This window comes from Tenacibaculum sp. M341 (genome assembly GCF_004337695.1).
Classification (GTDB): Bacteria; Bacteroidota; Bacteroidia; order Flavobacteriales; family Flavobacteriaceae; genus Polaribacter.
This window is the reverse complement of the sequence record NZ_SJXJ01000003.1, coordinates 69,693-96,400: the sequence shown is the minus strand read 5'-3', so window position 1 is coordinate 96,400 and position 26,708 is coordinate 69,693. Positions and strand designations below refer to the sequence as shown.

Annotated in this window: 18 protein-coding genes; 12 read left to right on the top strand and 6 right to left on the bottom strand. The window is 29.8% G+C overall.

All coding sequences use genetic code 11. The features are described 5' to 3' along the window. Positions 1-18: 18 nt before the first annotated feature. The 3 genes from EYW44_RS03945 to EYW44_RS03935 are packed head-to-tail and all read right to left on the bottom strand — an operon-like array spanning position 19 to position 2,904. Positions 19-756, bottom strand: coding sequence for a LytR/AlgR family response regulator transcription factor (locus tag EYW44_RS03945; protein ID WP_132722371.1), 738 nt, complete (start codon positions 754-756; stop codon positions 19-21). A gap of 12 nt (positions 757-768) precedes the next feature. Next, positions 769-2,433: a tetratricopeptide repeat-containing sensor histidine kinase gene (locus EYW44_RS03940; protein WP_132722370.1), complete on the bottom strand. Its 1,665-nt coding sequence runs from the start codon at positions 2,431-2,433 to the stop codon at positions 769-771. Between the two features lie 51 nt (positions 2,434-2,484). After that, complete coding sequence (locus EYW44_RS03935) at positions 2,485-2,904, bottom strand: hypothetical protein (protein WP_132722369.1); 420 nt, start codon at positions 2,902-2,904, stop codon at positions 2,485-2,487. A 258-nt stretch (positions 2,905-3,162) separates the two neighbouring features. On the opposite strand from EYW44_RS03935, the gene EYW44_RS03930 reads away from it, so the two are divergent. The 12 genes from EYW44_RS03930 (at position 3,163) to EYW44_RS03875 (ending at position 20,297) form a co-directional block, all read left to right on the top strand. After that, on the top strand, positions 3,163-3,426 hold the full coding sequence (locus EYW44_RS03930) for a hypothetical protein (RefSeq protein WP_132722368.1): 264 nt from the start codon (positions 3,163-3,165) through the stop codon (positions 3,424-3,426). Positions 3,427-3,526: 100 nt separating this feature from the next. After that, a complete protein-coding gene (locus tag EYW44_RS03925; RefSeq protein ID WP_132722367.1) occupies positions 3,527-4,003 on the top strand; it encodes a hypothetical protein in 477 nt (158 codons plus the stop codon). A gap of 143 nt (positions 4,004-4,146) precedes the next feature. Further along, on the top strand, positions 4,147-5,367 hold the full coding sequence (locus tag EYW44_RS03920; RefSeq protein WP_132722366.1) for a bifunctional alpha/beta hydrolase/OsmC family protein: 1,221 nt from the start codon (positions 4,147-4,149) through the stop codon (positions 5,365-5,367). A gap of 766 nt (positions 5,368-6,133) precedes the next feature. Beyond that, positions 6,134-7,705, top strand: a complete 1,572-nt coding sequence (locus EYW44_RS03915; RefSeq protein WP_132722365.1) for a protein adenylyltransferase SelO — start codon at positions 6,134-6,136, stop codon at positions 7,703-7,705. Positions 7,706-8,325: 620 nt separating this feature from the next. Then, positions 8,326-8,928 carry an START domain-containing protein gene (locus EYW44_RS03910; protein WP_132722364.1) on the top strand — a complete coding sequence of 201 codons (603 nt, stop codon included), beginning with the start codon at positions 8,326-8,328 and terminating at the stop codon, positions 8,926-8,928. Positions 8,929-9,132: 204 nt separating this feature from the next. Further along, the gene (locus tag EYW44_RS03905) at positions 9,133-10,035 is read left to right on the top strand and encodes a helix-turn-helix domain-containing protein (protein WP_132722363.1); all 903 of its coding nucleotides are present in this window, start codon (positions 9,133-9,135) and stop codon (positions 10,033-10,035) included. A gap of 34 nt (positions 10,036-10,069) precedes the next feature. Further along, a complete protein-coding gene (locus tag EYW44_RS03900) occupies positions 10,070-13,714 on the top strand; it encodes a metallophosphoesterase (RefSeq protein ID WP_132722362.1) in 3,645 nt (1,214 codons plus the stop codon). A 3-nt stretch (positions 13,715-13,717) separates the two neighbouring features. Continuing rightward, entirely contained in the window at positions 13,718-14,089 is a 372-nt protein-coding gene (locus EYW44_RS03895; protein WP_132722361.1) for a DUF423 domain-containing protein, read from the top strand. Positions 14,090-14,192: 103 nt separating this feature from the next. Then, the gene (locus EYW44_RS03890) at positions 14,193-14,660 is read left to right on the top strand and encodes a MarR family winged helix-turn-helix transcriptional regulator (protein WP_132722360.1); all 468 of its coding nucleotides are present in this window, start codon (positions 14,193-14,195) and stop codon (positions 14,658-14,660) included. 11 nt (positions 14,661-14,671) lie between these two features. Continuing rightward, the gene (locus EYW44_RS03885; RefSeq protein WP_132722359.1) at positions 14,672-15,784 is read left to right on the top strand and encodes an efflux RND transporter periplasmic adaptor subunit; all 1,113 of its coding nucleotides are present in this window, start codon (positions 14,672-14,674) and stop codon (positions 15,782-15,784) included. Positions 15,785-15,790: 6 nt separating this feature from the next. After that, the gene (locus EYW44_RS03880) at positions 15,791-18,991 is read left to right on the top strand and encodes an efflux RND transporter permease subunit (protein ID WP_132722358.1); all 3,201 of its coding nucleotides are present in this window, start codon (positions 15,791-15,793) and stop codon (positions 18,989-18,991) included. After that, entirely contained in the window at positions 18,981-20,297 is a 1,317-nt protein-coding gene (locus EYW44_RS03875; protein ID WP_132722357.1) for a TolC family protein, read from the top strand. Before EYW44_RS03880 ends, EYW44_RS03875 begins: the two co-directional genes overlap by 11 nt. An 85-nt stretch (positions 20,298-20,382) precedes the next feature. Here the strand turns inward: EYW44_RS03875 and EYW44_RS03870 are convergent, their stop codons facing one another. The 3 genes from EYW44_RS03870 to EYW44_RS03860 all read right to left on the bottom strand — a co-directional run bounded on the left by EYW44_RS03870 (position 20,383) and on the right by EYW44_RS03860 (position 26,706). Next, complete coding sequence (locus EYW44_RS03870) at positions 20,383-21,117, bottom strand: LytR/AlgR family response regulator transcription factor (RefSeq protein WP_132722356.1); 735 nt, start codon at positions 21,115-21,117, stop codon at positions 20,383-20,385. Positions 21,118-21,445: 328 nt separating this feature from the next. After that, the gene (locus EYW44_RS03865) at positions 21,446-21,766 is read right to left on the bottom strand and encodes a hypothetical protein (protein ID WP_132722355.1); all 321 of its coding nucleotides are present in this window, start codon (positions 21,764-21,766) and stop codon (positions 21,446-21,448) included. An 8-nt stretch (positions 21,767-21,774) separates the two neighbouring features. Continuing rightward, entirely contained in the window at positions 21,775-26,706 is a 4,932-nt protein-coding gene (locus tag EYW44_RS03860) for a papain fold toxin domain-containing protein (protein ID WP_132722354.1), read from the bottom strand. Between the last annotated feature and the right edge of the window lie 2 nt (positions 26,707-26,708).

Sequence of the window (26,708 nt, the reverse complement as noted above, 5' to 3'; positions counted from 1 at the left end):
TTTTGTTTTTCTTGGAAGTTATTTTAATATCTTAAATAACTCTAATACTTCTTTCTTATGACGCTGACTTAAAGGAACTGTACTACCGTTATTTAAAATTATATTATAATCAGCTGTATCTATTCGATTAATTTGATCCCTATTCACCAAATACTTTCTGTGGGTACGTATTAATAACTCAGAAAACTCTTCCTCTAAACTAGTTAAGCTTTTCTGTACTAAAAACTTAGTATCTTTTAAATATATATGACAATATTTATCATCTGCCTCTACATAATTTACATGATCAATTGCTACTTTAAATAAAGAAGCTTTCTTTTTAATATACAATTCTTCTTTAACTTTTAACACCGTATTTTCTTTAGTTGATAACTTTCCTACACCATTTATAAAATTTTCAATAGCCAATTCTATACTAAAATGAATCCCTAAAGCGTCTACAGGTTTTAAAATGTATCTATATGGATTGGTCTTTTTAGCAGAAGAAAAAGTAATAGTATCTTTTGCGTTAGTTAAAAACAAAATAGGAATAGGGTTCGTATTATTTACATACTCTGCAAACCTAATTCCTTCTCGTTCCCCTTCAATAAAAATATCTAAAACAGCTATATCTGGCTTATGAATATGGTAATAAGCTACTGCTTCATTAAAATCTTTAGCAATACCTATGATAGTATATTTTTCTTCCAATACAATTTGTAATACACTTGCCTCCTCTACTGTATCTTCTAAAATTAAAATCTTCAATTTATCCATATATCATTCTTACTAAGCTATTATTTTATAAGGAACCAAAATGTTTACTATTGTTCCGCCTTTTGGATTGTTTTTAATACTAATTTCTCCATCATTTAAAGTTACCATAGATTTAACTAAATGCAATCCTAAACCAGAACTCTTTCTACCAGTAGTATCTTTTTGTGCTTTCTTTACATTTAATTCAAAAAGCGTTTTTAAAATAGTTTCTGGAATTCCTACTCCTGAATCTTGAATTTTTAGTTTGAAAAATGTTTTTTCCGCTTCTCCCGTAATTCTAATACTTCCGCCTTTAGGTGTAAATTTTACCGCATTGTCTAAACAATTTCTAATTGCTATTTTAAACAATTCCATATCTCCAAATAGTAAAACACTTTCAATATTATCAATAGTTAACTTTATCTCTTTTTCATTAATTAGTGACTCATATTGATACTTTATCTGCTGCATTACAGGATATAAAGGAAACCAATCTTTTTGCACATTTAATAAGTTAGACTGACTTAAGGACCAGTTTAATAAATTATCTAATAAAAAGTTTAACGAATCTATTAAAGACATCACTCCTTTATCTATTGCTACTGTATTAGCATCAATACCTTTAGCTGACAAATTAAATTTTTGCTTTAATAATGCTACAGGACTTCTTAAATCGTGAGCAACTATACTAAAAACCTGATTTTTTAATTTATTTGCCGTTGCCAATTCTTCATTAAGCCTTTTTATTTTAAAATGTTGCTTTTGTAGTTTCTTATAAAAAAAGTAAATGGTAATTAATAATAAGAGAGCACTTACAAACACGATAAAAAGTATATTACGTTCTGCTGTTTTTTTATTAACCTCTGCTTGTTTTTTTGCTAAGTTAATAGCCTCTTTATGTTGAGCTACTTCCCAAATTGTTTTTTCTGTTTGAATAGAGTCTTTTAATACATTATACTCTTTTAAATAACTAACTGCCTTCTTATGTTTTTTTAAAGCTTCGGATACAATGTATAAATTATAAACTATATCTCGTTTTAACTTTAAATTTTTTAAAAATCTACTTTTTATGTAGGCTGAATCAAAATACTGTTTTGCCTTATTGTCTTTATACTGTTCAAAAAACAAATTTCCTAAACTCGAATACACCCTAGCAATTGCAATAGAATCGTTATTAATCTTATAATTAGATAATAATTTTTGAAAAGAAAATTCTGCTCCTTTAAAATCCTTATGTAACAAATTAATGTAAGCTAAAAGCTCTCGTACTTCATTTTCTAACTTAACCGAAACTTTATTAGTCTGTAATATTTTTTTACAATAAAAGGCAACAGAATCATATTGTTTATTTGCATAAAAACCGTCTATCAAACTCTTTTGTAATATCAATTCATAACTTTTATTATTTAATAGCGACTTATGCTTAAAATAAGACATTGCCTTATTATAAACACCTAAACCCAACATTATATGACCTTTTAAAAGAGTTTTCTCTTCTTCTTTTCCTAAATTATCTTTTAGTAAGTAATAATTTGCTTGTTTGTAATCGTCTTTAAAAAATGCAACTCTTGCATTATGCCACGCATTCAACTCATTATCTGGCAATAACACTTTCTTATCAGACAAAAACAAACACTGCTCACATTCATTTAAAAACCAATCTTCTACATATGAAGTTTGACTAAAACAACAAAACATATTCAGAAAAAAGAAAAATAAAAAACAGTATCTCAAAACACGCTATTATATTTAATCTTTAACAGGAGGAGTAGCTACAGTACCTCGGGTTGGCTCCCCTACACCACCTTCCATCTTTTGATTAAAATCAATTTCTATATCTACTCTATCACCTGGGCATACTACATCTTTTAATTCAATTATAAAACAAAGTAAATCTTGTTTCTTCTTTTTTATGTTTGTTGATTTATCTCCAGCTACTATATAAATAGTAGGAAAACTTTCGTCTCTTATAATGAAATTTTTCACTCTTCTATTAAAATACGCTAAAACATATACATAATGTTTATTTTGTTCACTTTGTGTTACTCTTACAAAAGGTCCTAACGAAGTATGGTTTTCTATCTCTATAATTGGTCTACACCTAGCAATTCTTTTAACAGTTACATTCTTAATCTTATTCCTAGTCTTTTGTTCAATTGTGTATTTCATAATTATAATAGGTAGGTTACACTGCAATATAATTCTTTTTAACAAAAAAACAGTCGTACCTTATTTTTCATCGTTCACGAATTTCTAACACGCACTCGCTTATTCTAAATGATTTTCAAGGCTTTTCTATAATAATTTTACCATCAGAAAACAACGAATAGCGCTATTCTTACTTTCTAAAAAATAGAGATTAGAAACTATTATAAACGAGGCGAATCCTGAAAAGCCAAACGAGTAAGGATATTAAAAATTAATAAGATGAGTATTACTGTAATTAATGAAACATTAGGACCTATTAAAGTATCTGTAAATAAATGGACAGATGGAGGAGAAACAAAATCTTACGTCATCCCTATTGAAAAAACGGAAAGCTGGACCAGAAAAGACAATAATCGTGGAGTAATAATGTATGTAGAGGACTGTCCTAATAATAACGGTCCATGGTACATAAAATCAGATACTACAATTAGATTTCATGATAATGGTGAGTATACTCACAAAGGAACAGCTATAAAAATTTAAGTTATTTAATAGCATTCGTGTTAAAAATAGAGATCAGACACTATTACAAACGAGGCGGAACCCGAAAAGCCAAATGAGTAAGGATATTAAATCAATTAAAATGGAAAATAACGAAATTCTTTTAGACACAGACTTAGTCAAATTAGGAGGACCAAGAGGAAAAAGATACATTATGCAACTAGGACCAAATCAATATTTAGGCTACCCTAAAAACACTAAAATTAATGAAGAACATTTTTTAATAATAGTAGACAACTCAGAAGATGCTATTGTTATTAATAAATCTAACAGAAGTTTTACAAGAGAAGGTTACTACACATGGGCTTTTTATCCTCATGGAGATAGAAAAAAAGGAAAACGAATTGATGTAAAATTCAAAGGAGAGTTTAGGAGAATTTTTGGTAGCAAACATGATTCAACATCTGTTTCTTGGAAACCTGAACATGAAAACGGAGGACTTTTCTATTGCAACATCCCTAAATTCCCTGAGAGTTTTATGCCTAGATTAGGTCATAAAGAAGATAAACTAATAGCAGCTATTAATGGTGGATATGATATTAAACTAATTGAAGTTTAATAAATTTAAATATAAGTTTTAGTTAATTTGACCTCCTTGTTAACCTTTTGTTTTCGGGGAGGTCTTCTTTATTTTAAAGAACTTTCTATTTAGTAAGTTTACTTAATTAAATACGACAAAAAAATCGTAATACTTATTAAATAATGAAAAGATCAACACTTACCATACCAAATAAAAAAGGACAACAGTTAAACGCTGTTTTAGAATTACCTGTAAATCAGAAACCAAATTTTTTTGCCATTTTTGCTCATTGCTTTACCTGTTCTAGCTCTTTAAGCGCTGTTAGAAACATTAGTAAAGTACTTACAAACTATGGTTTTGGTGTTGTTCGTTTTGATTTTACCGGTTTAGGTAAAAGTGAAGGTAAATTTCAAGAAAGTCATTTCTCTGCTAATGTTTCTGATTTAATTGCGGTAAGTGATTATATGCAACAACACTACCAAGCACCTTCTCTTTTAGTAGGACACTCTTTAGGTGGTGCAGCTGTAATTACTGCTGCATCAAAATTGAGTAATGTAAAAGCAGTTGCCACTATTGGCGCACCTGCAGAGGTTGAACATGTTACTCATTTATTTTCTCATGGTTTACATGAAGTTGAAGAGAAAGGAGAGGTAGAAGTTAATATTGGAGGAAGACCTTTTAAAATAAACAAAGACTTTGTAAGTGATTTTGGTAAAACAGATTTACCTTCAATAGTAAAAGAACTTAGAAAACCTATTTTAATACTCCACTCTCCTATTGATACTGTTGTAGGTATTAAAAATGCAGAAAAAATATACATTAACGCTCGTCATCCAAAGAGTTTTGTTACTCTAGATAACGCAGATCATTTATTAACAAATCCAGATGACAGTAAATATGCGGGTAATATTATTGGAACATGGGTACAACGTTATTTTTCTAAAAAAGAAAATGTGAATTTATCTTTAAACAACGAACAAGCTGTTGGACACTTAAACCTGGTAGAAGATAATTTTACAACAAATATTAAAGTTAGCAATCATAAACTAATTGCAGATGAACCAGCCTCTGTGGATGGTTATGATTTTGGTCCTTCTCCGTTTGATTATTTAAATGCTGCTTTAATTGCATGTACAACCATGACACTTAAAATGTATGCGAATAGAAAAAATTGGGATTTACAAGAAGTGCAAGTTCATGTAACAAGAACTAAGAAAACTAGTGAAGAAATAGGTATTGATGTTGAAAAACCAAATAGGCATGATTTTTTTACAAAAAAGATAAAACTAATTGGAAATTTAGATGAAGATCAAAGAAAACGTTTACTGGAAATTGCAAGTAAATGTCCTGTTCATAAGAGTTTAGAAAACAAAGCATATTTTCAATCTTCTTTAATAGATTAATACTTACCAAAAAACGTATTAAGTTCGTTATATATACGCTACCTAAAACCAGCCTGTATTTTATCTTTATCGTTTGGTTTTAAAAACTCAAAAAAACTACAATAATAGTATTGTAGTTTTCTTGTTCTTTTATTTATTAGCCCCCAAGTTATAATCTATCTTTGTATACTAATAAAGAACTGCCTCATAGCAGAATTAGCAAGTTTTTACGCTCTATAATTATGAATAGAAAAATGTTTCTTTTTTTTATTTCACATGCTCTGTTGAGACTTTGATTACAAAACCTGTAACCTACCCGTCAATACATTCATAAGTAGGATCTGGCTTGTAAACATAAAGCGCAAAAAATGTTCCACTTCCTCTAGAACATGTCCTTCCTGTTTGTGGTCCTTTATTTTGTTCTCCTCCACAAGGTCTGAAATAACAATTTCCACTTCCTCCTAAATAACCTCCTACAATAGTTTGAGTTTCTTTTTTTGAAAGAATAGTAGCTTTAATTGCTTTTAAAATGTTTTTTTCATAATTTATTTGATTTATAATTGATTTGAAGTTAAAAAAAATAAATACTCACAAAAACACACCAATACTACTTAACCGTTTTCGTGTTAATAAAAAAGCATTTTTTATGATTTATTAACATGTTTAAAATCAGCTTACTCTACAAAGAAGTATAAAATAGCACTAACTTTTTATTTGTAAACAGATAATTTTCAAATAAAAACAACATCAAAAACATTCCTTAAATTATATACTCTACCTTTGTAATATCATGAAACTTAACATTCAAAACACATTTTCTAAAGAGTTACCAGCTGACAAAATTTTAGAAAACTCACGTAGACAAGTTGTAGATGCTTGTTTTTCATATGTAACACCTAAAAAAACGAAACTGCCTAAACTTTTACATGTTTCAGAAGAACTTTTAAGTAGTTTGGGATTGACAAAAGAAGATACTCAATCGGATGAATTTTTAGCTGTTTTCTCTGGAAACGAAGTATTCGAAAACACACATCCATATGCCATGTGTTATGGCGGTCATCAATTTGGACATTGGGCAGGACAATTAGGTGACGGACGCGCTATCAATCTTTTTGAAATAGAGCACAATCAAAAACAATGGGCTTTACAATTAAAAGGAGCTGGTGAAACTCCTTATTCAAGAAGAGCCGATGGTTTAGCTGTTTTACGTTCTTCTATTCGTGAACATTTATGTAGTGAAGCGATGTATCATTTAGGCGTGCCTACTACTCGATCGTTATCTTTAAGTTTAACAGGCGATGAGGTTTTAAGAGATGTTATGTACAATGGTAACGCTGCTTACGAAAAAGGTGCTGTAGTGTGCAGAGTTGCTCCTAGCTTTATTCGTTTTGGTAATTTTGAAATTTTATCGGCACGTCAAAATCATCAAACGCTACAATTACTTACTGATTATACAATTCAACATTTTTATCCTGAAATTGCATCCGAAGGAAAACAAAAATACCTCGATTTTTTAACAGCTGTTAGAGATAACACTATTGAAATGGTAGTACATTGGCAACGTGTTGGTTTTGTCCACGGAGTAATGAATACTGATAACATGTCTATTCTAGGATTAACCATTGATTACGGACCTTACGGTTGGTTAGAAGATGTTAATTATGAATGGACTCCAAATACTACTGATGCTCAAAATAGAAGATATCGATTTGGTAACCAACCATACATTACCATGTGGAATATGTATAAACTTGCCAATGCTCTTTATCCGTTAATTGATGAAGTAGATCCGTTACAAGCTATTTTAGATGATTATGAAAGCCTATATCTTGAAAAATATCAGCAAATGATGAGGCACAAACTTGGCTTATATGATACTAAGACTACCGATAGTCTTAACATTATTGCTGAAATAGAGAAAACATTACAACTAACAGAAACTGATTACACCATATTCTATAGATTACTTGCCAACATAACTAAAGAAGACACTACTGAAACTGCTTTAAATAAGATCACTTATAGTTTTTATGATACACAAGAACTAAAAGGAGAGGTTTCTGATAGCTGGAAAAAATGGTTAACTACCTACATAAAAGCTATTAATAACGAAACACTAATAGATAGTGAACGTAAAGAAAAAATGGATGCTATAAATCCTAAATATGTTTTACGCAATTATATGGCACAATTAGCTATTGATGATGCTAATAATGGTAATTATCAATTAATAGATGAATTATATCAGTTATTAAAAAATCCATATAATGAGCAGCCTGAAAATGAAAAATGGTTTGCCAAGCGTCCAGATTGGGCTAAAAATAAAATAGGTTGCTCTATGTTATCGTGTAGTTCTTAATAAGAGTTTACTTATCTTTAAGAACCTTATTGTACAACTATTTAAATTTTATTCACTTTTAAAAAGACTTTATACATACGCTATCTTTTTTCTGCTTTTCTTCTCCTTTTCTAACAAGATTTTAAATAATATCAATTAGATTGTAATTGTTCTTTCTGAGGGAGCTGTGTTAGTTAAAACTTTTAACAATGTAGTTACTAAGGAAGCGCTGCTAGTTAAAAACTTTAACATTGTAGGCAATGAGGAAGCCGTGTTAGTTAAAATTTTTAACATTGTGCACTCATTGAGAGCTATGCTAGGTGATAAACTTAGCATTGTAAACCATAAGGAAGCGCTGCTAACTAAAATTAACAACAGAATATGTACTTATAAACAAATATGATAACATAAGCAATGCTAAAATCATTGTTATAAGAAAAATGCCTACATCTAATACTAATTTCATCAACTTAACTAGTTAAACAACAACTTCAAACATAGTATAGTTATCTATTCTTTTTTAACCAACAAAACACTTATAACATTAACAATAAGTAATTTGTATACATCATTCGGTAAAACGTATACTTTTCTGCTGTATTTCAAAACTAATTTTGTGGTATAATTAAAACTATTATACCATGAATAAAATAATGTCACTTATATTAATTCTTTGTACCACTACTCTATTAGCACAAAGAAACTGGAAAACAGAAACATCTAAAAACGGTAAAGTAATTGTAAAAAGTGAAATTACAAATACTGAAAAAGGTAAGATTATACATTATATTGCCGAAACTACTACAGATATATCGCTTGAAAAAGCAGCTGAATATTTAAGAGACTCTAATACACACAAAAACTTTTTAGAAAACACACAAGAAAGTAAAGAAGTTCAAAAAATAACTAACGATAACTGGATTACTTATTATTACTTTGATGCTCCGTGGCCAATGCCTAATAGTGATGCTGTTCAAGAATTTAAACTTTCAAAAACCAATAACTCTCTTACAGTAAGTGGTATCTCTAAACCTAATGCTTATAAAGGCTCTAAAGTGAAAAGAATGAATAATTATGATATTTCATATCACTTTGAAAAATTAGAGAATCAAAAAACAAAACTTACTATTACAGCTACTTTTACTCCAGTAAGTAGCGTACCTAAATTTTTATTAAAAAGTTGGTTTCCTAAAGGTCCTGCCGCTATTGCTAATAAATTAATAACTGGTATTTCACAGCAATAAAATTAGCACCAACAATAAACAACTTTAGTATTCTAATTTATTGAAAGAACAAACACTATTATTAAATAGTATAGAATTTAAAATCATTATCTAGAACAGTTAAATCTTTTAAAACAAGATTAAGCTTTTAATATATCTTCTAATTCAAAACTGTTAATCATCTATATTTTTATTGGTTAACAGTTTTCTTTAAATTTATACATTATGATTATACACATAGACTCTATAGAAAACAGTCATAAATTAATTGGAATACCTGCACCTAAACACCCACTAGTTTCTTTAATAAATCTTAAAGATATTTCTATACTTAGTAAAAGCACTAACACTAAGTTTTTATTGAATATGTTTATGATATCTCTTAAAGATGGTGCATATTGCTCTATAAATTATGGCAGAAATTCATATGATTTTTCTAACGGAGCTATGGTATTTACAAAACCAAATCAAGTGTTATCTTCTGAAGATGAAACCATAGACAATAATGCAAAAGGATGGTTATTATTTTTTCATCCAGATTTAATCAGAAAATCAGCTCTTGGTAAAAACATTCATCAATATTCTTTTTTCGATTATGAAATACATGAAGCCTTACACCTTTCTGAAGAAGAGCAAGAAACGGTTACTGAAATTGTAAAAAAAATTGAAAAAGAATACCTACAAAACATAGATAAGCACAGTCAAAAATTAATTATTTCAAACATTGAATTATTACTTGATTATTGCAATCGTTATTACGATCGTCAGTTTTATGTTCGCACGAACCTTAATCAAGATAGAGTTTCAGAATTTGAACTACTTCTTAAAAACTATTTTTCTTCAGAAAAACCACATAAATTAGGTATTCCTTCTGTTAAATATTGTGGCGAAGAGTTAAATATGTCTCCTAATTACTTAAGCGATTTACTTAAAAAAGAAATAGGTAAAAGTGCCAAAGATCATATTCATGATTTTATTGTAAACAGTGCTAAAAATCAACTGTTAGGTAGCACAAACTCTGTTAGTGAAATAGCCTATAATTTAGGGTTTGATTACCCACAACATTTTAGCAAATTGTCTAAGAAAAAAACAGGTATTACTCCTACTAAATTCAGGACACTGAACTAATTTGTATATTTGTTTCACATCAACTTTAACTAACATGAGAAAACTTTTTGTTGTTGGTATAGCGCTTTTATGTTTATATGGATGCGCCACCTACAAAGCACAGTATGCATCAAAAAATTATTCACACACTACAACTACTAAAAAACCTACACATTCTTTTTATTTAATTGGTGATGCTGGTAATGCACCAATGAATGAAAAACCAGTTGCTTTAAACTTTTTTGAAAAAGAGTTAACCCAAGCTACTGCTAATAGTACCGCTTTATTTTTAGGTGATAATGTATACCCTTTAGGAATTCCGCCTAAAAAACATGAAGATTACAAACTTGCTAAACACCGATTAGATGTTCAAATTAATAGTGTAAAAAACTTTAAAGGTAAGCCTATTTTTATTCCTGGTAATCACGATTGGTATAATGGTGTAGACGGATTAAAAAGACAAGAAAAGATTGTTGAAAAAGCTTTAGGTAAAAATTCCTTTTTACCAGAAAATGGTTGTGGTTTAGATAAAGTTGATATTAATGATAATTTAACTTTAATTACGGTTGATAGTCGTTGGTTTATTATGAATTGGGACAAAGAGCCTAAAATAAATGATAATTGCGACATTAAAACTCGTGAGCGTTTTATTGAAGAACTTTGGAGTTTATTTAAAAAGAACCGCTATAAAAATGTAGTTGTTGCTTTACATCATCCATTATATTCAAACGGGTCGCATGGCGGTAGTTATTCTGTAAAAGATCACATGAGCCCAATTCCTGTTCTTGGAACTTTTAAAAATATGTTACGTTCGCATGCAGGAATTCAAACTGATAACTTTCACAAACAATATCAAGATTTTGTTTTTCAAATAGAAACGATTGCCAATGATTTTAAAGATAATATTGTTTTTGTAAGTGGTCACGATCATAATTTACAATACATAGAAAATAACGGATTTAAACAAGTAGTTAGCGGATCTGGATCTAAACAATCTGCTGCTTTAGCTGGTTATGGTGCTGATTTTACTTATGGTAATCATGGATATGCTAAACTGAACTTTTACGAAGACGGATCTGCAATTATTGAATATTATGCTGCTAATGAAAAAGATAAAAACAAATTGCTGTTTAGCAAACAAATTATAAAGCCAGTAAAAAGAGCTTCTGATTTTGATTTTACAGAATTTAATCTTCATAAAAAAGAAGTTACTACCTCTTTATACTCTAAAGATGCTGTTAATGTAAATGGGTTTCACAAATTTATGTGGGGTAATTTAAACAGAGATAAATATGGTAAAGAAATTACCATTCCTGTTTTAGAATTAGATAAGGTTTTTGGTGGTTTAAAACCAATTAGAAGAGGTGGTGGTAATCAAACTAACTCATTACGTTTAGAAAATCCTGATGGAAAACAATATGTACTTCGTTCTATGTACAAAGATGGTAGTAGAATTATGGGAGGTGTTTTAAAAGGTACTTTTTTAGTAGATGTTGTTCAAGATATCTTTACTATGTCGCATCCTTATGCTGCTTTTGTAATACCAAACATGGCTGAAGCTGTTGAAATTTATCATACAAATCCTAAATTATACTACATGCCAAAACAACCTGCTTTAGGTATGTATAATGATGTTTTTGGTGGTGGCATGTATTTATTAGAAGAGCGTCCTGCGGGTAATAGAGATGATGTTGCTACTTTTGGTAACTCAAAAAAAATAATTAGTACTTACGATGTTTTAGAAAAGATCAGAAAAAACGGAAAACATTCTATTGATCAAAACTTTACAGTACGCTCTCGATTATTTGATATGGTAATTGGTGATTGGGATCGCCATGAAGATCAATGGCGTTTTGCTTCGTTTAAAACTGACAACGGTAAAACTTATTACAGACCAATACCTAGAGATAGAGACCAACCTTTTTCTAAATTTGATGGTGTTTTAATTCCTTTATTAAAAACAAATACTCCTCTGATTAAAAACATGCAATCAATAGATTACGACATCAAAAACATGAAATGGTATAATAACTATCCTCGTTTCTTTGATGCTGAGTTTTTAAATCAATTAACCTTACAAGAATGGCTAAAAGAGGCAGAACATATTCAGAATAAATTGACTGATGAAGTTATTGAAAATGCTATTAAGCAATTCCCTAAAAGTATCTACGATATTGATGGTGAAGAATTGATTGCTAAAATTAAATCGAGAAGAAATAAACTGAAAGAGTTTGCTTCAAAATACTATAAGAAACAAGCGAAAAGAGTTCAGGTAGTTGGTACAGATAAAGATGATAAATTCATTATTAAAAGATTAAATGATAATGAAACTAGCATTGAAATATTTAGAAAAGACATTAAAATTTTTAGCAGAATTTTCTTAACTGATGAAACTGACGAGGTTCAGTTATACGGACTTAATGGTGAGGATGAATTTTATATTTCTGGAGATGTTGATGATAGTATTTTAGTTCGATTGATTGGTGGACATAACAACGATACTTATGAAGACACTTCTTCAGTATCTGGGTGGAGCAAGAAAACCAAAGTATACGATTATATCTCTAAAAAGAATACCGTAAAAGGAGGTAAAGAGTTAGCTGATTTAAGAGAAGACAATCACTATAAAAACACTTATAATCATAGAGATATTGAAAACAACACTACACTCGTTTTTCCTAGTTTAGGTTTTAATCCTGATGATGGATTTTTCTTTGGTGCTAACATTACACACACACGTTACGGTTTTAAAAAGAGACCTTTTGACAATCGTCATAATGTAACTGCAAACTATTATTCTGGAACCAGTGGTTTTGACATTAATTATACTGGAGAATTTGCTGAGTTTATAGGAAACTGGATGTTAGAAGTAAAAGCAAGAGCTACTAGTAGTAATTATGCATTTAACTTTTTTGGCTTTGGTAATGAAACTGTTTTTGATCAAAATCGCGATTTAGATTTTTATCGTGTAAAAAGAGAAGAGTTTATCGTTACTCCTTCTTTAGTACGACAATTTAACTGGGGAAGTACTGTTAAATTAACAGGTACATTTGAAGCTATAAAAGTAGAAAACACGCCTAATAGAAATATCACAAACTTTACAAATGGAACTACCAATATTTTTGATAGAAACTATTTTGTAGGTGGAGAAATAAACTTTAATCATAATAGAACTGATAATAATAGCTTTCCTACGAAAGGAATGAACTTTGATTTAGTTATGGGAGCAAAAATGAATGCTGAAAATACAAATCGTCATTTTGGTTATTTAAAAACTTCTCTAGCTATTTATCAAAACTTAGTATCTAATAGGAGTCTTGTTTTTGCTTCAGAAATAGGAAGTCATTTGAACTTTAAAAACAGATTTGAAATATATCACGCAGCTAGTTTAGGAGGAAACAGATCGTTAAGAGCCTATAATAACCAACGATTTACAGGTACCGAAAGTTTTTACCATACCAATGATTTACGCTTACGTTTAGCTAACTTTAAAGCTTTTATCCCTATGAGATTTGGTGTTACTTCTGGCTTTGACTACGGAAAGGTTTGGAGTCCTTTTACGCAACAATCCAATACATGGAATTCAAGTTATGGTGGCTCTGTATGGTTTAGTGGTTTAGACATGTTTACTGCTAACGTAGCGCTATTTGACGGTAATGACGGAACTCGTTTTACTTTTTCATTAGGTTTTAATTTTTAATATATGAGTCAACAATTTATACTTGTTTTTGCTGCTTTATTAGGAATGCTTGGAATTATTTTTGGAGCTTTTGGAGCACATCTTTTAAAAAAGAAATTAACTAGTGAACAATTAACAAGCTTTGAAACTGGTGTTAAATACCAAATGTATCATGCAATTACATTATTAATATTAGGTTTTCAGTACAATACAGAACTAAATACTGCTTTGTGGTGTTTTACAGTAGGAATTATATTGTTTTCTTTTAGTATTTACGGACTAGTTCTTACAGATGCTTTTGGGAAGAAACTAAAAATATTAGGTCCAATAACTCCTTTAGGCGGACTATTATTAGTTGCTGGTTGGCTTCTAATAGCGCTTCATTTTATACTATAATATATCTTAAACAAAGTGTTGTTTAAGCTTTCATAACATCTTTTTAACAAAACATTAAGTCGTTGCATACGCAACGACTTAATGTTTTATCTATTTTTGCGCCATGAAAAAAGGAGAGCAGACTGTTAATTTTTTTGAGAACTCAATTGGTCCTTGGTTAGGAAAAACTGTTAAAATGATAGATTATTTCCTTCAAGAGTCTTTTGAAAGTGACAACTTAGATATCACTAAAGAACAAATGATTGTGTTAAAAAAATTATACAATCAAGATGGGTTATATCAAAATGAATTGGCACGTTTAATCTTTAGAAATAAATCTTCTTTAGCACGCCTATTATCAAAAATGGAATCTAAAAACTACATCTCTAGAAAATCTAGTAAAGAGGACAAAAGAATAAAAAAAGTCTTTTTAACAGATACAGGTAAGGAAGTTTTTGAAAAAGCCATTCCTATAATTAAAAATATGCTATCAAAAATGGAAGAAACAATAACTAGTGATGAAAAAGAACAAATGATTACAATTTTAAAAAAAGTACAACACAATTTTGGTGCTAACCAAGAACATTTATAACTATTAAAAACATGAGGAAAATTATTCTATCAATTCTTGGAATATTAATAATAGCAGGCGCTGTTGCGCTAGGAAACTATATTACAGGAAAAAAGAAAAAAAGGAAGCCTAATTTTTCAAAAATCATTAAAACCGTTTTCATCGAAGACGTTGTTAACAAAGAAGTTCCTATTACTTTAAACGCCAGCGGAAACTTAATCGCTAAAAATAAAATCGAAATCTTCTCAGAGGTACAAGGGGTACTTAAAAAACAAAACAAGCCTTTTAAAGCAGGTACACGTTATAGAAAAGGTGAAGTGTTACTAAACATAAATAGCGCTGAGTTTTACGCCAACTTACAATCGCAAAGAAACAACTTGTTCAATCTTGTGACTTCTATAATGCCAGATATTCGATTAGACTATCCTTCAGAATTTAATAAGTGGGAAAACTACCTTCAACAATTTAATGTAAATAAAAGTACTCCTGAATTACCAGAAATGAAAACAGATAAAGAAAAGTATTTCATTTCTGGTAGAGGAATTACTTCTTCTTACTACACTATTAAAAATTTAGAAGTTAGACTTGGTAAATATAATATAAGAGCTCCATTTACTGGAATATTAACAGAGTCATTGGTTTCACCAGGAGCCTTGGTTAGAAATGGTCAAAAACTAGGAGAATTTATTGACGAATCTGTATATGAATTGGAAGTTACTGTAAATAGTAACTATGCCGACTTACTAGTCGTTGGTAACTCGGTAACACTAACAAACTTAGAAAAAACAAAAACGTACACAGGTAAAGTGGTTCGTGTTAATGGAAAGGTAGATTTACAATCGCAAACTATCAAAGTATATATAGAAGTAGCTCACAAAGATTTAAAAGAGGGCATGTACTTAGAAGCTAATTTAAAAGCGAAAGTAGAGAAAGATGCTATTGAAATTTCTCGTAAATTATTAGTAGACAACTCTAAAGTATATACTGTAAAAAACGATAGTATTTTAAGTTTGGTTGATATTAATCCTGTTCATTTTAACAGTGAAACTGTAATTATTAAAGGGTTAAATAACAATACTAAAATTTTAACTCAAGTATTACCAGGTGCTTTTGAAGGCATGATTGTAAAAACAAGCAAAAAGTAATAGTTGATGAAAAAAATAATTACATATTTTATTAAATACCCTGTTGCTGTAAACATTACCATTGTTGCTTTTTTAGTATTTGGTTTAATGGGAGCTTTAAGCATGAAGTCTTCTTTTTTCCCTTTGGTAGATTCTCAGCAAATAAACATTAACCTTACCTATCCAGGTGCCTCTCCTCAAGAAATAGAAGAAGGTGTTGTTTTAAAAATAGAAGATAATTTAAAAGGTATTGTTGGTGTAGAAAGAGTTACCTCTGTTTCTAGAGAAAATAGTGCTAGCATAACTGTTGAGGTTGAAAAAGGTAAAAACATTGATGTTGTTTTATCTGATGTAAAAAACGCTGTAGACAGAGTCCCTTCTTTTCCTAGCGGAATGGAACCTCCTGTAATTGCGAAACGAGAAAGTACTATTGCTACGGTTAGTTTTACAATTAGTGGAGAAAATCTTTCTTTAAAATCATTAAAACAATATGCCAGAGGTGTTGAAAGTGATATTCGAGCTCTTGAAGGCATTTCTCAAATTACAATTTCTGGTTTTCCTGATGAAGAGATTGAAATTGCCGTGAGAGAAAAAGATTTACGTGCGTATAATTTATCTTTTAATGAAGTAGCTAGTGCAGTACAAAACTCTAACTTATTAAGCACAGGTGGAAATATAAAAACGCAAGCTGAAGATTATTTAATTAGAGCTAGTAATCGTTCTTATTATGGAATTGAACTGCAAAACATTATTGTTAGAGCTAATTCTTCTGGTACTATTATTCGTTTAAAAGATATAGCAAATGTTACTGATAAATGGTCTGAAAATCCAGATCGAATTTATTACAATGGTCATTTAGCAATTAGCGTAAGTGTTAATAATACTAATAATGAAGACCTTTTAACTTCTGCTGATAAAATCAAAGAATACATTCATAAATACAATCAAGAGCATCAAAATGTTCAATTAAATATTTCTAGTGATTCTTCAATTACCTTAAACGGAAGAACTCAACTATTAATTGAAAATGGTGTAGTTGGTATTTTATTAGTATTATTCTTTTTAGCTTTATTTTTAAATGTTCGATTAGCTATTTGGGTTGCTTTTGGTTTACCTGTTGCGTTTTTTGGAATGTTTATTTTTGCGGCTCAGTTTGATGTTACCATTAATGTATTGTCTTTATTTGGGATGATTATTGTGATTGGTATTTTAGTTGATGATGGTATTGTGATTGGTGAAAATATTTATCATCATTACTACGATTTAGGTAAGTCGAAAATTCAAGCTGCTATTGACGGTACTATGGAAGTAATCCCTCCTATTGTTTCCGCTATTTTAACTACAATTATTGCCTTTTCTACGTTCTTCTTTTTAGATGGAAGAATTGGAAGTTTTTTCGGAGAAGTTTCTACCATTGTACTATTAACTCTTTCTGTTTCGTTAGTTGAAGCGTTAATTATTTTACCAGCACATATTGCTCATTCAAAAGCTTTAGAAAGAAAAAGACATGAGAATGGAGAGCTTAAAAAAGTGAATAAAATAGATACTTTTTTCAATTTTGTAAATGAGAAAGCTGATTATTATTTATCTAGTTTTAGAGATAAATTCTATGTTCCTGTTTTAAAATTCTCTTTAAAATATAAAGTCCTTGCTTTTTCTGTTCCTATTGCTGTGCTATTATTAAGTATTGCTTCTATTAGAGGAGGGATTGTTAGAACTGCTTTTTTTCCAAGAATTGCTAGTGATCGTATTCAGATTACTTTAAACATGCCACAAGGAACCAATGAACAGGTTACTGATTCTGTTATTTCAATGATTGAAAAAAAGGTATGGATTGTTAATAAAGAGTACACAGAAAAACAAACTGGTGACGAAGAGGTTGTACAAAATGTAATACGAAGAGTTGGTCCAGGAAGTGCAACAGCTAGTTTAACTGTTAATTTATTACCGGGAGAGGCTAGAGATTTTTCTTCTTTAGAAATTACCAATGCAGTTGAAGATAAGGTTGGTAAAGTATATGGTGTTGAGAGTTTAGTTTTTGGTTCTGGAGGAAACTTTGGTGGTAATCCGGTGGCTGTTTCTTTGTTAGGAAACAATATCAAAGAATTGAAAGCCGCTAAAAAAGAATTAAAAACTGTTTTAGTAAACAATCCTAAATTAAAAGATGTTACAGACAATGATCCTGCTGGTATTAAAGAGGTTCGAATAGCACTAAAAGACAACGCTTACATATTAGGTTTAAATCTACAATCTGTTATTTCTCAAGTTCGTTCTGGTTTCTTCGGATTTCAAGCGCAACGTTTTCAACGAGGACAAGATGAAATAAAAGTTTGGGTTCGTTATGATAAAAAAGACAGGTCATCTATTAAAAACTTAGACGACATGCGTATTATTACCCCAAGTGGTAGTAGAATTCCTTTTTCAGAAATTGCAACATATACCATTGAACGTGGAGATATTGCTATTAATCACTTAGAAGGACAACGAGAAATTCAGGTTACTGCAAACTTAAAAGAGTTTAAAGGTAGTGCCGTAGATATTCTTGAAGATTTAAAAACGAGAATAATGCCCGAAATACTTTCTAAATATCCTTCTGTTACACCAATTTACGAAGGTCAAAATAGAGAGCGAAACAAAACTACCAATTCTATTGGTACAGTTGGTTGGGTAATATTAGCGCTTATTTACATTGTAATTGCTTTTACTTTCCGTTCTTACAGTCAGCCTATTCTATTGATTATTTTAATTCCTTTTAGTTTTATTGGTGTTGTTTGGGGGCATTATTTCCATGATTTTGCCATTGGTATTTTATCGTTCTTAGGAATTATAGCCTTAATTGGTATTATGGTAAATGATGGATTGGTACTTATTGGTAAATTCAATAGTTATTTAAAAGAAGGAATGAAGTATGATGATGCATTAGTTGAAGCTGGAAAATCTCGTTTTAGAGCTATCTTCTTAACTTCTTTAACTACAGTTGCTGGTCTTGCTCCTTTAATGTTAGAAAAAAGTAGACAAGCTCAATTTTTAATTCCTATGGCAATTTCAATTGCTTATGGTATTGCTGTAGCTACTGTATTAACGCTTATTATGCTACCAATGTTACTTTCTGTTTTTAATAGTATAAAAGTTAATATTAAGTGGTTAAAAACAGGGAAAAACATTACTAAAGAGGAAGTTGAAAGAGCAATTATTGAATCTAATTTTGATGCAGAAAATGGACATTAAAAAATATACACTAGCAATAATATTAATGTGCTCTTATTCATTAATAGCACAAGAAATACTAACTAAAAAAAAGGCTGTAAAAATTACACTAGAAAATAATTACAGCATAAAAGTAGCTAACAACAATGTAAAAGTTGCCGATAATAATAAGAGTATTTATAATAGTGGTTTTTTACCTTCTATTTCTACTAGTGCAAATGCTAACTATAGAAACGAAAATCAAGAAATCACTACTCAAAGCGGAGCAGTTAATACTGTTGATGGTGCAGTAACCAAATCTTACAATGCTGCCGTAAATTTAAATTATACTCTTTTTGATGGTTTTGGTAGAAAGTATAATTATAAAATTTTAAAAGAAACATATAATGTTACTGAACTAGAAGCTAAAGAAACGATTGAAAATACTTTTTTACAGTTATTTACATCGTATTTTCAGGTGGCTCAACTTACTGAAAACACTTCAAATTTAGCAGAAACACTTGCGATATCAAAACAACGATTACAAAGAGCTAAATATCAATATGAATATGGGCAATCTACTAAATTAGAATTATTGAATGCTGAGGTTGATTTAAACAATGATAGTATTACTTACATAAATAGCAAACAAGATCTTTTAAATGCTAAACGCGATTTAAATTTCATTCTTGGAAGTGACAAACATGTAAATTATCAAGTAGAAACCACTGTTGAGTTTAACGAGTTGACTAATTTTGATGATTTGTACGAAAAAAGCAAAGTAAATAATGCTACATTAAAGAGAAATAGAAAAAACATTGCTATCAGTGATCTTTCTATAAAGTCTGCTAAATCTCGTTATTTACCTTCTTTAAACCTAAGTAGTTCTTACAGCTGGAATAATAGTCAAAATCCGCCTACTTCATTTTTAGCTGCTTCAAATGTAACGGGTTTAAATGCTGGATTAAATTTATCTTGGAATTTATTTGATGGAGGAGCAACTAAAACGAGTATTGCCAATGCTAAAATAGCTAAAGAAAATCAAGAGATTTTATTGGCTCAGCAAGAAGAAACCTTAAAGAATAGTGTTGAAAACACTTGGGGAAGTTATAAAAATCAATTATACATTTTAAAAGTTCAAGAACAGAATGTAGTAACCAATCAAAATAACTTTGATAGAACTTTAGAACGTTTTAAGCTAGGTCAGGTTACTTCTATCGATTTTAGACAAGCTCAGATTAACTTATTAAATGCGAAAGCTTCTTTAAATAACACAAAGTATAATGCTAAACTATTAGAATTACAATTACTACAATTAAGTGGTGATATTTTAAATGTAAAATTCTAATCAGAATCAAAAAAACACCATGTTCTGTAAAGTTACATGGTGTTTTATATAAAATCTCTTATGCCTTAAAGAAGTAGTTTAAAAGCTACACAAAAAACAGTGATTCAAAGTTTTCTTTATAACTTTTACTAATCGGAATTTTAAATTTTGACTCTAAAACAACTTCACTCGCTCGTTTAGAATAGGTTTCTATTTTATTTAAGTTTACAATCCACGACCTATGCAACCTTACAAAATTGCTCTTTTTGCACAGCATAGCCTCATAATGACTTAATTTTTTCGCAACAGTATACTCCTTATCTGAATTTGTATGTAATTTAGAATACATACGATCTGCCTGAATACAAAGTACATCATTTATATCCACAATTGCGTAATCTGTTTTATAAGGAACTGCTATTTTTTTAGGAGTTCTCTTCTCTTCTTCTTTCTTTATTATTTCTTTGGTTGATGCTTTTATTAATTTCTTAACTTTCAAAATAGCGTTTTGCAATCTATTTAAATGTAAGGGCTTTAGTAAATAATCCACTACATTCATTTCAAAAGCTCTTACTGCATGCATATTAGAAGCTGTCGTAAAAATAACATGAAAACTCACTTCTGTAAATTCCTCTAACAACATGAATCCGTTTTTATTTGGCATTTCTACATCTAAAAACACAACCTCTGGTTGTAATCTTTTTATCGCCAATACAGCATTATCAATACTTGATACTTCTTCTAAAACAACTATTTCTTCACTAAACTGTTCTAATAAATAGCGTAATTTTTTTCTTGCCCTACAATCATTATCCACTAATACACACTTAATCTTATTCATTATACACAACCATGGTTTACATTAAACTAATTGTAAAATGCTTTATCAAGTCACCTTACTTTCATTTATGATGCTTGTTAAGTGAAAAGGTTACCATGGTTTTAGTGGAAATTTGGTTTTTCTTTTGTTTTGGGTAATTTTTATATGAATAAACTCTTTGTTGGTATGTAAGTCTAGTTAGGTAACCTTATTTTCTTAAAACATATATTTTCAATTAATAAAAAACTACCTCAATTATTTTAAATTAAGGTAGTTTCTATATTTAGTATTTTATTTGTTCAGCATAGACGGTACTCGACGGAGTCGAGCACTAACCATTACTTTATGTTTATTCGGGCACGAACTGGTCTGGGTCACTCTGTCTACTTTTAATGAACTCTTCAAAAAGATTAAAAAAATTGTCTAGTGCTTCAAACTCATTATGAGAAAAAAACTCAATTGTTTTATCCCAAGAGTGATTATCAATTTTATATCGTTCATGAATCCATTTAGTAAATTCATGCTCAAGCAAATCAAATTCATTAGACATTTTTTGATTAGAATAATAGAACCCCATTAAAAACGCCTTTAAACACCTTATAGAACTGTAAGGAAGATATAAAACTGTTTTATCTTTAATATTTTTAATTAAATAAACTACTGAATCCATTATATATTTTAAAAACTTGTACTTCCAAAACTAACTTTTGCCCCAGGGAAAAACTCAAAACTTTTTTTCCATAATTCAAGAGGAATACCATTTGGAAATAAATTATCGAAAACTAATCCATCAACATGAACTGCTTTGTGAACACCATTAGTTGCAACTTGTACAAAATCCTCTCCTACTTGTGCTCCAATAACACCTGGTCCAGATTTAACATTAATTTCTAAAATTTCTCCTGATATTCCTGATCTCTTTAAGCTTGATACTATTTTATTTGCACATTGAACACATTCAAATATTTTAAAGTTAGAAGCTATTTTAGAAGCTAGGTTATGTCCTTTACTTCCTCCTCCAATTATTGAGGCTTTCTTTGCTCTATTCAAAGTTTGACCTAACCTAGAACTATTCTCTATTAAATTCTCTGTAGATACATTTGTAATTTTTGTGATTACTTTATTTGCAACTTTATTAAATACCTTAGTCAAACCTGTTCTAGCTCCAACAAATTTAGCAAAAGGACCTAATGCTCCTCCTAGTGCACCAGAAATTAGAGCGTTTTTACCACTAGGTGATCTTCCATTAATATAATCAGTGGCAACACTATCAAAAACACCACCAGCTACACCAGCCATTACAACTGCAGCAGCACCACCTGTAGCAATAGCTACATCTACCATTGCACCAGCTATGGCTCCTGTGGTCATACCTCCTAATATACTATCACCATTTATTGCCGCTGTAACACCACCTGCTATGGCACCTATTATGGTACCTGCAAACCCTCCGTCAGGGTCAATATGAGTAACAGGGTTATTCCCCATTCCCAAATATGGAGAATTATATTGTCCATATGGATCTGTTGTGATCCATCTACCTATACGTGCATCCCATAAACGTAACTGAAAAGCTTCTTTACCTGTCTCTGAATCTATCTCTTGACCTTGATATGCATATCTGTATGGTTCTCCATTAACTATTTTCCTATTTGGCATTGGCATACCAAACGGATAATAATCAGTACCACTAACTAGTGCAGCAGCATCTCCTTTGTCATTTTTTGCAATTACAGCTCTTACATTCCCTAAATGATCCGCTATTTCATAGACACTTGTTTTATTTACTTTATTATAAGTTCCTAACCTACTGTTTCCATATATAGGTAGCTCTTTTAAATTTCTATTTTCATAAACAGCTAATATGTTACCTGATAAATCCCTAACATAATCAGTTGTTTTCTCTATTACTGTACCAGAGGCATTGTAAGTTATTTTTTTAAGTCTTTGTTGTTGTTCATTATAAATAAAAACAACTTTTATTAAATCATTATAATATACTTTTGTAACTAAACCTTTTACATTATATTCGTATTTAACTTTTTCTTTTTTATTTTCTATTAACTGACCTATCTCATTGTAAACATAATTTCCTGTATTTTGGTTATCTATGTCTTGAACACCTGTATATCCTTCAGTATCTATTATATGATCTAATTGATTTGGTTTAGTATTTTTATACTTATACTCCAAATCGTCCATTCCATTATCACTTCCTGTTTCTGTATTCTTATTTCTTTTTAATGTTTTTATATTTCCATTTGCATCATAAGTTATATCAGTAACATCATAATCCCCAATTCCAAAACCTTCGCTAGAATCTGCATCTACTATTTGAGCCGTAAATGTAGTTGTAGTAGAAGCTGATACCTGAAAATCTGATGTTAATACAATACTATTTGTTGCTTTTGCATTTAAGCTACTAGTTAACCTAGAATTTAAAACTAAATTTTCAGGCGCACCATGCTGTTGAGCTTCTAAACCATTAAACTTAGCCTCAAGTAACCAATTATCTCTATTATATTCATAAGTATATTGAACAGGTTTGGTATTATCTGAATTTATATTGGTATTCCAAGTAAAACTCTTTATGTTTCCGTTGAATTGATCTTTTCCAGCAGAAAACTGAGTAAATCTTGAATCTCTTTTATAATCTTCATTGTAGTAATCTATTGTTAAACCAAATAAATCGTTATTATCACCTCCTGGATCTTTATCGCTTGACAAATCTGGATGATTGATCGCCTTTAATTGACCATATAAATTATATACATAATCTATTCCTTGTATTCCTTTTGTATTAATGTCATCTCTACCTAAAACTGTTCTTTTTAAAGCACCAGTCTCATAATATTCATAATCTGCATGAATAGTTGTTTTACCATCTGCAACGGTTTCAACTGTTTTTAATTGGTATGTTTCTTCATCATAACTGTATTTATGAACAAATTTTTCAGCTATATTATTTTTTTGAAAAATTACTTGAGCTACTTGACCAGTTACATGGTCGTATTCATAATTTATAGTTATTCTCTTTTGATTGTCTAAATCACCAATTTTTTTAACCAACCATTCAACTCGACCATAAATATCATAACTATAATAAGTAGTAGATATTACAATTCCATTACTTGTTGTATTATAAGTTTTCGCTACGTTACCAGATAAAAAAGTTGGATTAGCATAATCAGAATCTAATCCTAAAAACTGTAAATCTCCATTTAGTAAATAATCATACACGGTAAAAACTTGTTCTCTTTTAGATATTGAAGAGGATAAAGTATTACTATTTGGATTTAATGCAGAGAAATCTCCTGTACCAACACCACTTTCAATAGGTCTACCTAATTTATCGTAATTAGTATACGAAAACTCACTTACCTTAGCTTGCTTGCTGTTTTGAGAAAAACGTATTTGCCCATCATTTCTATATTTAAAATTAGTAGTTCCCTCATCTGGACTTGTGGAAGCTGAAACCTGACCTAAAACATCGTATGAATATGAACTTTTTAAATTATCATTGTGTATTACATTTGATCTTAATTCAGACAAACATGTTTTGTCAAAACCTAGAGGTTGTACTGATGCTGTTAGTTGACCAATATCATTATGATAGTTTAGACTATAATCATAATAATTAACCATGTATTTAACCCCTGAACTATTTTCTTCAACTGCCTTTATCTCTACAGAGTTATCAGTTGCAATATCTAAATAAGTTAAATTAGAAGTTTTAGTAAATAATTTACTTCCTATGTATTGTATACGATAAAAACCTTTGTCAAGAGTATTAGGAGTAGTGGTATAATGCTCTTCTGTTTTTAAATTATATACTTTGTAATTATTTTTATCTCCAATAAAAGTCAATGTGTTTTCACATCCATTTGGTATATGTATATCAACAAACCCTTGTTCTCCTATTAACGAAACTACTTCATATTTAGTAGAGTTTCCTCCTGATCTAGCAGAAGCTAAAGTTTTACCATCACTATCTGTAAATAGTACTGATTCATTTCCATGTACATCTTCTAATACAGTTTTAGTAGCTCTTAACCAATTGATATTTACATTAGGATCATTTAAAACCTCTTGGTTTTCATTAAAACTTTTATGGTTTGCTATATATTTACAGCCATCAGGTCCCCATCCTCCTTCTGTAAGAATAAAACGAGGATAAGTTACTTCAATTTTAGCTTTAACATTTGAAGATGCAGTTATTTGTACATACTTATACTCTCCATTAAAAAGGCCATAATATATTTTACCTTCTTCAACTTCTATATTAGCCCCTAAATGTATTGTTTCTCCTAAATCTCTATTAACCTCATCATAACCTAATATATCATCACACGCTTCAATAACCTTACCTTTAATGTAAGAAGCTACTAATGGACCATTTCTAGTACCTGACTTTATGTAAGTACCAAAATCTTCACTTAAATATAAATCAATTGCAGAAGAATTTTTTGGAAAGTAATCATATCCATAAACATAATACATTTCTTGAGCAGCTGGCATAGAAAAACTGTATGCTTGTTTCCATTCGTTTTCATCTGCCTTTGAATTTCCATTAGTATCTAAATAATTTCCTCCAATACTTTTTCTTATAGTTCCTGGATTCAACTCACTATATACTGCTCTACTGTAAGGTCTATCTGTTATATCTTGTAATAATTCTTCAGAGTTAGCTTCACTATAATAATACCCTAATGTATTAGGTTGATTACCTACTTTAGACGGATTTAATATATCATTATTTTCAAAATCGTCATTAGTAAATGTTCCATTAGTTTTTCTTATAAAATTTTCATTGAACTGAAAAGATAAATTATTTACTTCATTTGCTACAGGAGCACTTAAAGTTTGTAAAGCTGGTCTTCCTTTTGTATCATACCTGGTTTCTGAAGCCCATATTTTTTTGTATTTAATATCGAATACCTGTGTTTGGACTCCTCTTCCTAATTCATCAAAATAACTTTTATAAGCACCTATTAATTTTTCATTTACATCATATCTTTTCGATTTAGTCCAATTAAAATCTTGATCGATTTCCGCGTCTATACAACCTCTATTATTATCGCTATATTCATTTGGACAACGATCATCGTTGTTTGTAACATGTTTTAATGGTGGTGAAATAGCATTTATTGGTTCTGCATTGAAATCTCCATAACCATCTCCATCAGAATCTAAATAATATGTTACATATCTTGAATCTCCTTCTTGCTCAATGGTAAAACCTCCTAGAAAATCTTCATTAAAATCCTGTAAACTTATAAATGTCGTTCTTTTACTAACGGATGTATTCGCAGGAATGTTTATAGTAAAATTACCGAAAACATTATTACTAGGTACTGTTAACCAATTTGATGAACTAAATACTTTTACTGCCAAACATGTAGTTTGTAAACTTATAGTTATACTTTTTGCAGAACTATTTAAAACAATAGCACCATTAATGAGTTGATTATTATACTTTACAGTGACAGTACATCTATCTCCTCCATCAATAGGAATTGGTCCATCAACCTTTGAAATTATTTGACCATGTAAAAAACTAGTAATACTAAAAACAAATACTATTAGTTTAAATATTAATATCTTTCTCATTA